The 13,147-nt window shown below is 66.7% G+C and carries 12 protein-coding genes; 4 read left to right on the top strand and 8 right to left on the bottom strand.

Annotated features, from left to right (window positions below):
- The first annotated feature begins 26 nt into the window (after nt 1–26).
- The gene (locus OG976_RS22735; protein WP_328354010.1) at nt 27–1,421 is read left to right on the top strand and encodes an O-antigen ligase family protein; all 1,395 of its coding nucleotides are present in this window, start codon (nt 27–29) and stop codon (nt 1,419–1,421) included.
- Between the two features lie 10 nt (nt 1,422–1,431).
- Nucleotides 1,432–2,967 (top strand): hypothetical protein, encoded by a 1,536-nt coding sequence (locus tag OG976_RS22730; protein WP_328354007.1) that lies wholly within the window; start codon nt 1,432–1,434, stop codon nt 2,965–2,967.
- Here OG976_RS22730 and OG976_RS22725 read toward each other — a convergent pair.
- The 8 genes from OG976_RS22725 to puuE form a co-directional block, all read right to left on the bottom strand.
- Nucleotides 2,924–4,099 carry a glycosyltransferase gene (locus tag OG976_RS22725; RefSeq protein ID WP_328354005.1) on the bottom strand — a complete coding sequence of 392 codons (1,176 nt, stop codon included), beginning with the start codon at nt 4,097–4,099 and terminating at the stop codon, nt 2,924–2,926. The genes OG976_RS22730 and OG976_RS22725 overlap by 44 nt on opposite strands.
- A complete protein-coding gene (locus OG976_RS22720) occupies nt 4,096–5,268 on the bottom strand; it encodes a lipopolysaccharide biosynthesis protein (RefSeq protein WP_328354003.1) in 1,173 nt (390 codons plus the stop codon). Before OG976_RS22720 ends, OG976_RS22725 begins: the two co-directional genes overlap by 4 nt.
- On the bottom strand, nt 5,241–6,350 hold the full coding sequence (locus tag OG976_RS22715; RefSeq protein ID WP_328354000.1) for a glycosyltransferase: 1,110 nt from the start codon (nt 6,348–6,350) through the stop codon (nt 5,241–5,243). Before OG976_RS22715 ends, OG976_RS22720 begins: the two co-directional genes overlap by 28 nt.
- Nucleotides 6,351–6,965 (bottom strand): acyltransferase, encoded by a 615-nt coding sequence (locus OG976_RS22710; RefSeq protein WP_328353997.1) that lies wholly within the window; start codon nt 6,963–6,965, stop codon nt 6,351–6,353. It abuts the gene before it with no gap.
- Nucleotides 6,962–7,966: a GDP-mannose 4,6-dehydratase gene (locus OG976_RS22705; RefSeq protein ID WP_328353994.1), complete on the bottom strand. Its 1,005-nt coding sequence runs from the start codon at nt 7,964–7,966 to the stop codon at nt 6,962–6,964. Before OG976_RS22705 ends, OG976_RS22710 begins: the two co-directional genes overlap by 4 nt.
- Nucleotides 7,967–7,975: 9 nt before the next feature.
- A complete protein-coding gene (locus tag OG976_RS22700) occupies nt 7,976–8,992 on the bottom strand; it encodes a GDP-mannose 4,6-dehydratase (protein WP_328353991.1) in 1,017 nt (338 codons plus the stop codon).
- Nucleotides 8,989–10,110 (bottom strand): glycosyltransferase, encoded by a 1,122-nt coding sequence (locus OG976_RS22695; protein WP_328353988.1) that lies wholly within the window; start codon nt 10,108–10,110, stop codon nt 8,989–8,991. The genes OG976_RS22700 and OG976_RS22695 overlap by 4 nt, the downstream gene beginning before the upstream one ends.
- Nucleotides 10,111–10,402: 292 nt before the next feature.
- A complete protein-coding gene (gene puuE, locus OG976_RS22690) occupies nt 10,403–11,326 on the bottom strand; it encodes an allantoinase PuuE (protein ID WP_328353985.1) in 924 nt (307 codons plus the stop codon).
- Between the two features lie 63 nt (nt 11,327–11,389).
- Here puuE and OG976_RS22685 point away from each other — a divergent pair, with 63 nt between their 5' ends.
- Nucleotides 11,390–12,748, top strand: a complete 1,359-nt coding sequence (locus OG976_RS22685) for a cryptochrome/photolyase family protein (protein WP_328353982.1) — start codon at nt 11,390–11,392, stop codon at nt 12,746–12,748.
- A gap of 64 nt (nt 12,749–12,812) precedes the next feature.
- Nucleotides 12,813–13,067 (top strand): DUF2631 domain-containing protein, encoded by a 255-nt coding sequence (locus OG976_RS22680; protein ID WP_328353979.1) that lies wholly within the window; start codon nt 12,813–12,815, stop codon nt 13,065–13,067.
- Nucleotides 13,068–13,147 lie beyond the last annotated feature (80 nt).

Genomic DNA, 13,147 nt, shown 5'->3' with positions numbered 1-13,147 from the left:
GGCGGTGAGGATGTAAGCATATTCCCGTGCAGCGCAACAAAATAACGCTCCGGACAATATTCAGCGACGCCGCGATCGCGATCGCATGCTGTTTGCTGTCGGGTGCCGCGCTGATCGGCGGAGCACTACCGGTCGCGGTCTTGCTCGGGCTCAGCAGCGCGGCCGTCGGAACATACATCGGCCTGCGTCATCCGTTGTGGCTCTTCTGGATACTGGCCGTCACCTTGGCTGCGCTACCGTTCGGCTACTTTCCGGGCGTCCACGCTCCGCTGACGTTCGGGTTCGGCACCGCTGTGCTGCTCGCGTCGTTGCTACACCACAGTCGCGTCACCGCCGTGTCCAGACTGGAGATCGCGGTGCTGCTGTTGGTCGGCGCGTCGGCGGTCTCGGTGGCGGCCACATTCGAGTCACCAACAGATATCGCAGAATTCGGCAAATGGACGGTATCGACATTGCTCGTAGTCGTCCTTTTGCGGCTGTCCACAACCGATCTGACGCGATTCGGTCGCATCTACGCAGTCTCCTCCGCAGCAGCGGCGCTGTTCGCGATCGTCATCGTCGCCGGAGATCCGAACGGGCGCTTGATCAGCTATTTGTCGCCTCTGGGGTACGGCCGGGAGTCCAACAGCACGCGGTTCGTCTACAGCGCGGCCGGAAACACGGTGCGGTTGGCCGGCACCTACATTGATCCCAACACCGCTGGAATCGGCTTGGTGGTCGCATTGGCCGTCACGCTCGTGGTGTTCACCGGCTGGCATCGTGTGGCATTGGCCACAATTTTCGTTGTGGCGGTGGCATTGACGCTCAGTCGTGCCGCCATGTTCAGCATTCTGGGCGGCCTGGTGGTGCTCGTGTTGTTCCATACCCTGAGCTCGCGCCAGCGGCGAACCATCCTCGCCGCCTTGGCCGTTGCGGTGGTGGCAGCCGTCGCGACCCCGCAGGTGCGCCGTCGGGTGTTCTCCTCGTTCGGCAGTGGTGACGTCGGATCCTCGGCGCGGGCCGATGCGCTGGACAACTTCGCGACGGTGATGCACGGTCACTGGCTGTTCGGACTTGGTTGGGGGCGGCCGGAATTCAAGGAACCCAGCAAGAGCTTCGAGGTCAACTACGTCGCCAACGCACCCCTGCTCACGGTGTACCGCGGCGGGATCGTCACCGGCGTGATCTTTCTCACCGTGCTGCTGGTGGCCGCGGTCATCGCATATCGGACACTGCGCGGTACCGACACCGCGCACGCGGCGCTGGCCGGTATCTTCGTCGGTTTCACGCTGGTCGCCCTGCAACTCGACTTCCCCGTCGTCACGATTCCGTCGGTGACGATGATGTTCTCGGTCCTTCTCGTCTTCCTGGCGAGGAACGATCCGGCTGCACACCAGAAGGTTTCGACACCGAACATGCTCGCCGTCGCGGCAGCGCACTGAGGGGATTGTGATGGCGAACAGCAGAGGACATCGGGGCAGCCGCCTCGGAACTGTAGCCACCGCGGTGTTGATTGCCGCGGCCATCGGTACCGGGCTGGTGTTGTGGCCCGGTACAACCAGTCGCCACGACGCCGTCGCCGAGGCGGCGGTAATCAATCCGGCACCGACGACGATCGGCTTCTCCCAGCCGGGCGAGTTCATGTCGATGACCGCGGCCGATATCGGGCGCACCCTGGACCTCATGGTGGCCACCGGCGCGAAGACACTACGGACGGTCATCCCATGGTCGGTCGTCGAGCAGACGAAGGGAACGCTCAACTGGTCGCTGGTCGACACGGTGGTCAATGCCGCTGTGGCGCGGTCGATGTCGGTTCTGGGCATCGTCGCGTTCACCCCCGACTGGGCCCGGGCGGCAGGTACCGCCGCGATGATCGGCAAGCCGGTGTCCGCCGCCGATTTCGGGGCGTTCGCCAAGAAGGCGGCCGCCCGCTATTCAGGCAAGATCTCGGCCTACGAGATCTGGAACGAGCCGAACTCGTCGCTGTTCTACTCACCGGGCCCCGACCCCGCCGGTTACACCGCGCTGCTCAAAGCTGCCTATCCGGCGATCAAGTCGGTGTCGTCGTCACTTCTGGTCGTCGCGGGTGCCCTGGGCGCCGACGTCACCTCCGCGACAGCGACCGATCCGGTGTCATTCCTGACCCAGATGTACGCCGCAGGCGCTAAGAACTACTTCGACGCGCTGTCGTTTCATCCCTACCAGTACAGCCTGCCCTTCTCCGCAGGCGTGGATATCGCCAATTCGCCTGTGCAGCAGTTGATGGACATGCGGACCGCGATGGTCAGCAACGGCGATACCGCCAAGAAGATCTGGGCGACCGAGTACGGCGAGCCGACCGCGGCGGTGGACGAGAACACGCAGAGCACGATGATCAACGACATGGTGACCAAATGGCAGGAGCTGCCGTACACCGGTCCGCTCATGATCTACACCACCCGCGACAAGTCGACCGGGAGTTCCGATCCGGAGGACACCTTCGGCGTCTTCCGGTCGGACTGGGCACCCAAGATCGCCCAGCAGGTGCTCCAGTGGCAGATCGCGAACGGCATCCCGAAATCCGCGGAGTACCAACGATTCAGTGCGGTCACGAATGCGGCCTACGGAGCCGTGCTCAGCCCGGTGTACAAGGCGACGTCCACGGTCTGGGCGCAGGTTCGTTCCAACGCCACGGTTTTCGAGACCGCCACGGCGGGATACCTGTCCTCCCCCAACCCGGTCGCGCTCAAGGCCCGACCACTCGGGGTCGCACCGACAGGCGCATTCGCCAACGGATACCAGGATTTCGAGACCGGTGTGCGCATCTTCTACTCCGCGGCCACCGGGGCACACGCCATCGGCAGTGGGATCGCCTCGGCATGGACGTCGGCGCTGGGGCTGGCCACCACCGACGAGGTGCCGATGGCCGGTGGCGGGGTCCGCGTCGACTTCCAGAACGGCCACATCACTTGGACACCTTCGGCAGGCGCGGTGGTGACCCGCTCTTGACCGTCGCTGCCAGGGACACCAGTTCGGCCACCGCCTGGTGGGGCCGGCGGGCCTGCCAGTGCTCGGCGTTGATGTCGTAGAGCGCCGACCCGTCGGACTCCGCAGACCGGCGGTCGAGCAGATAGCGCCGGCACGCCTGCACGAACGTGTCGTCCCGGTCGAAAACAGGCAGGCACAGATGGTCTTTCAGCGATCCCACGGCTTCGGTGGTCCCGACGATGGGCAGACCCACTCGCGCCGCGTCGAGGACCTTGACCCTGACCCCGCCACCTGTTCGGACCGGCGCGATCAAGGCGCGGCAGGTCGCCAGCAGCGCGGGCAGGTCGTCGACGAAGCCGACGTCGCGGACACCCGGCGGGTACGGCGGATCGACCGCGCCCGGTTTACGGGCGCCGATGATCACCAGCTCCGCGCCGGCAATGCCGTCGGAGATCTGCGGCCACAACCGCAGCGCCTCTTCGAAGGCCTCCTGATTGGGTGGCCAGTCCCGGGTACCGATGAACGCCAGCCGTGGCCCGGTGTCGGCGAGGTTCAACCGTTGCGCCGGTGGCAGTGTCAGTGCCACCCACCGGGCGCCCGGCACACCGGCATCGCGGTACATGGCGGCCTCTTCGGCATCGTAGGTGCCGACCGCATCGGCAGCCCGCGCCATCCGGAGTTCGTCCCGCAGCAACCGGGGTGCCTGCCACCGGCCGAGCCGTCCGCGGGTGGCCCGCCAGACTTCGGACTCGGTGTTGACGGTGTTGACGACAAGGCCACGTTGCCCGAAGTGCGCCGAGGACGTGAACGACTCGGCCATGTAGCTGTGTTCGGCGAAGAACACCTCGGCGTCGCTTCGCTCGATCGCCGACACCAGCTCGGGGGTGTCGTAGCGGACGTGCACCAGGCTTTTGCGCGAGCCGAAGGCATTGGCGGCCAATCGGACCCGGCTCACCGGCGGCTTGGTCACCTTCAGCAACGGCACCGCGGCGGGCATCGCTGTGGCCGCGGCGGCAGTCGGTTGTGGCGACAGACAGATGGCATCGACCGACCACGACTGTGCCGCGATGTCGATCACCAGACGCGACAGCGTCAGGTCACCGCCGTACTCGAGTTCGGGATCCTTGGACAGCAGAAACGTCACCCGGGTCATCGACCGCCCCCTCGATACAGGATTTTCAGATACACGCCCAACAGGACAGCGTCGGTCAGCACCGAGGCGATCGCCGCGCCGACCGCTCCCAGCGGACTCAGGGCGGCCACGCATGCCAGCTTCACCGGCACCAAACCCACTGCGGCCCAAGCTCGCAGAAGATCGCGATGCTGCATGTAGAGCACCGCGGTGTAGACGTAGTTGGCCGCCCGCATCCCGCAGAACACCGACATCAGCACCATCGCGATGCCCAGCTCCCGCGGCGCAGGCGACAGCAGCAGCCCGATCCCGACGGTCAGAACCAACACGCCCGCCACCGCTGAGACCGTCACGATGGCCTTCGGTGCGGGACCGTTGGCGAGATCGCCACCCGACTCGCGCAGCGGCTCGTGGTAGGTGGTCACATACGACTGGCCCAGCGCCGCCACCGCCCACGCCAGCACCGACGCCACCGAATAGATGCCCGCGATCCGGGAGTCGGTCAGGAACCCGAGCAGCAGCACGTCACCCTGGATGTAGAGCGCGTTGCCGAGGTGCTCGAGCACCAGGGCCGCGACTAGACGGGGCGGGCCGGGCAGGGCGGGGCGGTGCCCCCGGACGACAAGCACGGCCAGCAGCGCGACTGCGAAGTACGGCGCAGCGTAGAACAGGCTGGCCGCCAACAGCGTCGGATGGTCGACGGCGAACAGATATCCGGTGGCGACCGCGATGCTGGTGGCCTGCCGGACGGTGTCCATCCGCATGACCCGGTCGGGATGCCCGTCACGCAGGTCCTGGCTCTTGTAGGCGTTGAATACCAACTCGCCGCCGCCGACGACCAGCCCGAACCAGGCGATGTAGTTCACCTCGATGACCGCGACGCCGGCCGCCATCAGCAGCAGGCCAACCCCCACCCGGGTGGTGCGTTCGCGCAGGAACCGCTCCCGGGACTCGCGCAGCGCGCGAACGTTGAACGGATTGTCCAGCGGGGCGCAGACTATCGCTGCCAGGGCGAAACCCATGGCGTACAAACCATAGTCGGCGATACCGAGGCGGCTGATCACCGCCAGAGTCCAGAGCAGACCGATACCGCGGCCGCCGTACATCCACACCGCCGCCAGCACGGTCTTGCCGAGCCGGCCGGCCGGCGCCGACACCCCGGTCATCGGCAGCGCACCAGAGTTGACCACTGCTCGGCGTAGGCCTGCGCCACCCGCTGCGGCGAACGCCGGTCCCGTTCGGCGATGGCGTTGGCGGCGAGGGTGTCCAGGCGCTCGTAGTTGTCGACGAGATGGTCGATGGCCGAGCAGAACTGCCGCACGCTGGGATCGGTCCCCGGGGCGCGGACCACGAGCGCGCCGTGCCGCTCGTCGAGATCACCCAGTGCCCCGTGGTCGCTGCAGATCACCGGGGTGCCGTACCCGAGGGCATGGGTGACCACCGCAGAGGACGGATAGGCCGGGCCGTAGAAGGTGCGCCGCCCGTACGGGACGACGACGGCACGCACCGACTCGAAGAACGCGTCCTCGGCATCGCCCTCGACACCGCCGAGGATGTCGATGCCGGGTACCCTGGGCAGCCCTTCGGTGCCCCGGCCCGCGACGCGTATCGCGACATCGTCGCGCAGCGACTCTCGGATACGGCCGATCAGTTCGAAACCCTTGCCGCGGTATACCAATCCGAAGAAGCCCACGGCCAGCGGCCGCTGCTGGACGGGTCTGACGGTCCGGCGCACCGGTGCGATATGCGGCGCCCGCGCGACCCGCGCCCGTGGGTAGGCGGCAGCCAGCGCCTGCGCACCGCTGTCGGTCAACGAGAACAGCTGCAGGCCCGAGGCAACGGAGCATTCGACGCGGTGCGAGACAACCTGCAGTGGTAGATGCACGCCGTGGTTGACCAGCCGGTGCCCGGCCATGAACCGCGTGCGCCACGGCCACCAGATCAGTCTGGGTGGATCGTGAACCGTGGCGCTCACCGCCACGTCACGCCGGCCCGCGATGGCCCAAAAGGGCGTCACCGCACCGCCGCTGAGTTCGGCGTGGACCAGCGTCGGGCCGGGATATGGCGAGTCGATCAGCTCGGTGACCGCGCGGCGATGACGTCGCAGGTCGGCCACCCCATCTTCGCCCGGCCCGCCGTGGCGGTATTCCACGACCGACCCGAATAGGCCGCGCACGGCGTCGAGGAACTGTTGTGCGTAGTCCCCGACACCGCCGGCCCCCGCACGGGGGCCGATGTAGACGAGCCGAACCTCGGCCAGCGAGTGGGCCATCTAGTAGAACAACGGCCGGTACTTGGGGCGGTAGCGCAGCGCCTCGGGATCACGGGTGCTGAGCACCTTCGCGGGCACCCCGGCCACCACCGCCAGTGGAGCGACGTCGCCGCGGACCATCGAGCAACCGCCCACCACTGAGCCACGGCCCAGCGTCACACCCGACAGGATGGTGGACCTGCTGGCCACCCAGACGTAGTCCTCGATGACACAGGGTTCCAGGATCGGCGCGAACGACGGGTCGTTGTGGTCGTGATAGCCCCCGATGATGTGCACATCGGAGGCCAGAACGACGTTGTCGCCGATGGTGATTCCGCCGCGGGCGTCCAGCATGCAGCGGAAGCCGATCGAGCAGGCCTCCCCGATCGTCAGATTGCCGATATCCAGGATGGTGGTTCCCCGGAAGATCGACGAGTCCTTTCCGATCGTGGCACCGAAGAGCCGCAGATAGGCCTGCCGGACGTGATGGGACGGGAAGTAGGTGAAGAACAGGTTGAAGCCGAGCAGGCCGACCCGGTTGTACAGCTTGCGTGCAAACGAGATGTCCTGCATCGGCGGTGGTGTGACCGGCGCAAGGCTCGGCGCACTTCCGGCGGTCAGGGGTTGGCTCGTCATATCTCTCCTCTCATGGCGTGTTGTGGTGTGGCGATCGAATCCAGATCGTGGCGGACCATCGCCGCGACGATGTCGGGGAAATCCGCCGTGCGCCGCCAGCCCAGGGTCTGTTCGGCATGGGTCGGGTCCCCCACCATGTCCACCGGTTCGGTCGGCCGTTTCAACGCGGCGTCGGTGTGGACGTACCGCTGCCACTCGTCGATACCGACTTCGGCGAAGGCGGTCCGGACGAAGTCGGCGATCGAATATGAGGCGCCGGTGGCGATCACGAAGTCGTCACCGACACCGTGGCGCGCGATGCGGTACAGCGCGTCGACATAGTCCGGCGCCCAGCCCCAGTCACGGCGGGTATCCAGGTCACCGAGGCGCACCGAGTCCTGCAGCCCGCAGGCGATCCCGGCGACCGCGGCGCTGATCTTGCGGGATACGAACCGGGTTGGCCGAAGGGGTGATTCGTGGTTGTACAGGATCGCATTGGCTGCCGCGAGGCCCCGCGTGCGGTAGATCCCACACATCATGTGCCCGAGCGCTTTGGATGCACCGTAGGGCGACGTCGGGCTGATCCGTGTGGCCTCCGATTGCGGTGATCGAGACGAACCCGAGAAGATCTCCGCGCTGGAGGCGTTCACCACCACGATGGGCTGACCCAGTTCGTCCTGTACCCGCAGGCAGCCGTCCAGCAGCGCGATCGTCGAACCCGAGTTGAAGCTCAACGTCGTCACCGGGTCGTGCCACGACGCCGCGACCGACGTGACGCCCGCCAGGTGGAAGACATACTGCGGGGCAACACCTCTCACCAGCGCCAGAACTGCGCCGGCGTCCGCCAGATCCACCGGATGCTCGACGACGCCGAATGCGGTGCGCCCGGGAAGCGACCCGGGCCGCGTCGCCCCGTGCACCGTGAAGCCCGACGCGGTCAGCAGCCGGGCCAGATACTGGCCGTCCTGTCCCGTCGCACCGGTGATCAGTACGGCACCGCGCGGTTGCCGTTGGGATGTCATCGCGGGCCGCTACAGCGCGGCAGCACGCATCGCGCGCGACTCGCTGTCGAGATCACTGAACACCATCATCTCGATGAGTTCCTTGAACCCGACCGTGGGTTTCCAGCCGAGGATGCGCTGGGCCTTGGCGGCATCGCCGACGAGTAAGTCCACCTCGGCCGGCCGGATGAGCGACTTGTCCAGCTGGACATAGGGTTCCCAGTCGTGAATGCCGACGCTGGCGAACGCGATGTCGAGCATCTCCCGAATGGAATGTGTCCGGCCGGTGCAGATCACGTAGTCGTCAGCCACGTCCTGCTGCAGCATGAGATACATCGCCTCCACGTAGTCACCGGCGAACCCCCAATCACGCCGTGCGTCGAGATTGCCCAGGGTCACGTGGCTCTCGGTGCCGAGCGCGATGCGCGCCACCGCGCGAGTGACCTTGCGGGTGACGAATTCGACCCCGCGCCTTGGCGATTCGTGATTGAACAGAATCCCGGAACTCGCGTGCATGTCGTAGGACTCGCGATAGTTGACCGTCATGTAGTGGCCGTAGACCTTGGCAACACCGTAGGGCGAGCGTGGCCACAACAGCGTCGACTCGGTCTGCGGCACCTGCTGGACCTTGCCGAACATCTCCGAACTCGACGCCTGGTAGAACCGGACCGCTCGGCCGGCGATGTCCTGGTAGAGCCGAATGGCTTCCAGCAGGTTGAGCACGCCGCCGCCGGTGACATCGGTCGTCAGCCGGGCATTGCGCCACGAGTACGCCACATACGACACCGCACCCAGGTTGTAGACCTCGTCGGGCTCGGCGATGGTCAGCGACCGCATCAGGCTCGACATGTCGAGCAGGTCACCGGTGATGATCTTCACGCCGGGCACGGTCTGGCGCAGCAGCGCCTCCTTGGGGTTGTTCTGCCCGCGGATCAGTCCGTACACGGTATAGCCCCGCGACAGCAACAACTCCGACAGGTACAGCCCGTCCTGGCCTGTCACACCGGTGATCAATGCCGACTTCTTCGGCTGGTCGATAAGTCTCATGCCGCCACCCCTATGGTCGCTTGTATTTCGGACCGCAGGCCTTCGATGAATCGGGCCTCGGTGAAGCGCTCCATTGCGCTGCGGATCGTGTTCCCGTCGAAATGGGAATGTTCCAAACACTGCACAGCGCGGGCGATCTCGGCCGCCTCGGGCCGGCCGAAGAAGACGCCGGTGACACCGTCGATCACGGTGTCGACAAATCCGCCCCAGCGCAGTACCACACTCGGCCTGCCCCATACCCCCGCCTCGATCGGGGTCAGCCCGTAATCCTCGAAACTGGCCGCCACGACCGCGCGGCAGTTCTGGTAGAGCCAGACCATCTCGTCGTCCGACAGGCCTTCGAGCATCAGCACGTTGGGCCCGGCGAGCTGGCGGATTCGCTGCGCCTCCGGGCCGCGGCCGACGACGACCAGCCGCCGGTCCAGCTCGCCGAAGGCCCGCACCACCTGATCGACGTTCTTGTAGGGCAATAACCGGGAGACGCACAGATAGAACTCGCCCCCGGGACGCACGGCACCGGCGGGTCCGAGCCAGTCGAGTACCCGGCGCACGGGCCGTGCCTGCTCGTAGCCGGTCATCCCGACCGGTGCCGGCACGACTGGCGCGTCGATTCCGTAGGCGTCGCGGATGCGGTCGCGGGTGATCGAGGAGATGGCGATGTAGCGCTGGCAGGACTGCGCCGCCCGCCGGTCCCAGCGTTTGAGGTAGGGCCCCAATGCGGCCAGCACGGACCTCTTGACGGGCCCGGCCCCCTCACCGAGGTACATCTCACTCGCGTAGAGCCATCTGGCCGGTGAGTAGCAGTAGACGAGTTTGTCGCCGTGGGCGCGAAAGCCGTGCGCCCACCCACTCGAGCTGGTGATCACCAGCTCGGCATCGACGTTCATAGCCTGCGCGGCGAACGGGAGCAGCGGTAGCGCCGCACGGTGGTTGCGCCGCAACGGGCCGACGCGGTTCAGCGGTGATACTCGGATATCACGCTCGGCGAACTCCGGATACGTGCCGGCCGGATCGAACAGCAACGTGAAAATCGGGGCCTCCGGAAACGCCCGGCTAATTGCCAAGACAACTTTCTCGGCGCCACCACGCTGAGTCAGGTAATCGTGAGCAATCGCCACGGGGTACGGACCGATGTCGGCCTCCCAGGATCGGACCGCACCTACTGCCCAAGCCGATGCCACTGGCACCGTGAGCTGTATTGGCGCGGTTGAGGTTCCCCGACCTGTAGGAGCCATTGAAACGTCCCCGGGCCGTACCCACAACCCGGGAAGGCACTGGTGTCCGTTTGTTCACATTTCGGAAATTCGTGTAACGCCGGCGCATCCGCGTTCGTTGCGAGCGGAAATGTTGCTCTAGCAGCAAAATGTGGATGCCAAATTTACAGTCGCGCCAGTTAATTAATGACGGGGATCACAGCGGCGGAAACCGCTCGATCCAATGCCGGGCGATGTCCACCCGCCGGGTCACCCATACCTTGTCGTGGGACTGCACATGGTCAAGAAACCGCTCCAGTGAAGCGGTTCGGCCGGGCCGCCCCGCCAGCCGACAGTGCAGCCCGACCGAGAGCATCTTGGGCGCACCCGCGGCCCCTTCGGCGTACAGCACGTCGAAAGCGTCGCGCAGATGCGCGAAAAAGGCGTCCCCGGAGGGGAATCCGCCCGCCGTGGCGAACCGCATGTCGTTGGTGTCCAGGGCGTAGGGCACGACCAGGTGGTCCGTTGCGTTCACCCGCGTCCAGTACGGCAGGTCGTCGGCGTAGGAGTCGGAGTCGTAGAGGAAGCCGCCGTGCTCGACGACCAGGCCGCGGGTCTGCGGCGAATCACGGCCGGTGTACCAGCCCAGCGGAGCCGATCCGGTCAGCTCGGTGATGAGGCTGACGGCCTGCGCCATGTGCTCGCGTTCCACCTCCGGCTGAACGAGCTGATAGCTGATCCAGCGCAGCCCATGGCAGGCGATCTCGTCGCCGCGGCCAATGAAGGCCGCCACCGCCTCGGGGTTGCGGGCCAGTGCCATCGCCACCCCGAACACCGTCAGCGGCAGGCCGCGTCTGTCGAAAACCCGCAGCAGACGCCACAATCCGGCTCGCGAGCCGTACTCGTAGAGCGACTCCATGCTCATATGGCGGTTCGGAAATGCTTGCGCACCAACAATGTCGGAGAGGAACGTCTCGGAGGCGGCATCGCCGTTCAGGACGCTGTTCTCCGCGCCCTCCTCATAGTTGAGCACGAACTGAACGGCGATGTTCGCCTCACCGGGCCAGTGCGGATGCGGCGGGTTCGGGCCGTAGCCGACCATGTCACGCGGATAGCCGGCCGCGCCGTCCACTGGGCTCATCGCTGCATTCTGGCAGCCAACCCCGACCGCCACCGACTTCCCCGACAAGGCAGCATGGACGTCATGCCGTCCACATTGCTGTGGTTCCGTCGCGATCTTCGCCTCCGTGACCTCCCTCCACTGCTGGAGGCGGCCGCCGACGGGGCCGAGGTGCTGGCGGTCTTCGTCGTCGACCCGAGACTTGAACAGTCCAGCGGCCCGCGCCGCCTGCAATACCTGGGCGACTCGCTGCGGGCACTCTCCGAGGCGCTCGACGACCGGCTGTTGATCGTCCGCGGCAGGCCCGAAGAGGAGATTCCGGCGATCTGCGCGAACGTCGAGGCGCAGATGGTGCACATCTCGGCGGATTTCAGTCCGTTCGGGGTGCGCCGCGACACAGCCGTCGCCGAGGCACTGGCCAGCGACGGCAGGACACTGCAGGCGACCGGCTCGCCGTATCTGGTCTCCCCGGGGCGGGTCACCAAGGACGACGGCACCCCCTACAAGGTGTTCACCCCGTTTCTGTCCCGGTGGCGCGACGTCGGCTGGCGTGCCCCCGCCCAGTCGGAGCCGGGTGCGGTGCGGTGGATCGACCCCGCCGCGCTGACCGGGGTCGCGCGGGTCGGCCCACCCGATCCGGGTGCGCAGATGGACGTCGAGGCCGGCGAGGCCGCCGCACTGAGCCGCTGGGCGGAGTTCGTCGAGACCGGGCTGGCCGACTACGCCGACGACCGCAACCGCCCGGACAAGCCGGGCACCAGCCGGATGTCGGCGCCGCTGAAATTCGGCACCATCCATCCGCGCACCATGGTCGTCGACCTCGACGTGCGCGAGACGGGCCCGGCGGCCTATCTGCGGGAGCTGGCCTTCCGCGACTTCTATGCCACGGTGCTGGCCGAGTGGCCGCACAGTGCGTGGCAGAACTGGAACCGCAACTACGACGCGATCGACGTGGACACCGACGCCGCGGCCCACGCGGCATTCGACGCGTGGAAGCAGGGCCGCACCGGCTACCCGATCGTGGACGCCGGGATGCGTCAGCTCCTCGACACGGGGTTCATGCACAACCGAGTCCGGATGATCGTCGCCTCCTTCCTGGTCAAGGACCTGCACCTACCCTGGCAGTGGGGGGCGCGCTGGTTCCTCGAACAACTCGTCGACGGCGACATGGCCAGCAACCAGCACGGCTGGCAGTGGTGTGCGGGTTCGGGGACGGACGCCGCGCCGTACTTCCGGGTGTTCAACCCCACCGCGCAGGGCGAGAAGTTCGACCCGGCCGGAGACTATGTGCGCCGCTGGGTGCCCGAATTGGCCAGCCCCGAAGTGAAGGCCGCCGACGTCCACAAACTCAAGGGTGGCCGGCCACCGGCGTATCCCGATCCGATCGTCGACCACGCCGCCGAGCGGGTCGAGGCGCTGGCGCGTTACGGCCGGATCGGCTGAGCCAGGCGGGGGTCGGTGTGCCAGAATGACGGCAATTGCTTATCTGAGCCCGACAGGAGCCGCAATGCCCAGCACCGAGGTGGAGCGCTACAACGACGTCGATACCGCCGATGTCCCCTCAGCTGCCTGGGGTTGGAGCAAGATCACCTACCGCACCTGGTACGCCTTCGGCATCTTCGCCGTGATTTTCCTGCTGGGCATGCTGCGCGGCAACCACGTGGGCCACGTCGAGGACTACGTGCTGATCGCGTTCGCGATCCTGGTGGCAGGCATCATCGTCCGCGACTGGTGGGGTCGCCGCCGCGGCTGGCTGCGCTAAACGCTTTACGCGGTCCCCGCGAGATTGAAGCTACGCAGAGCTCTACTCGGTGTTGTCCCGCGTGAGTTCAATCTCGCGAT

It is taken from the genome of Mycobacterium sp. NBC_00419 (assembly GCF_036023875.1).
GTDB lineage: Bacteria > Actinomycetota > Actinomycetes > Mycobacteriales > Mycobacteriaceae > Mycobacterium.
Note: the sequence above shows the minus strand (reverse complement) of the source record. Positions and strands in the feature narration are given on the sequence as shown.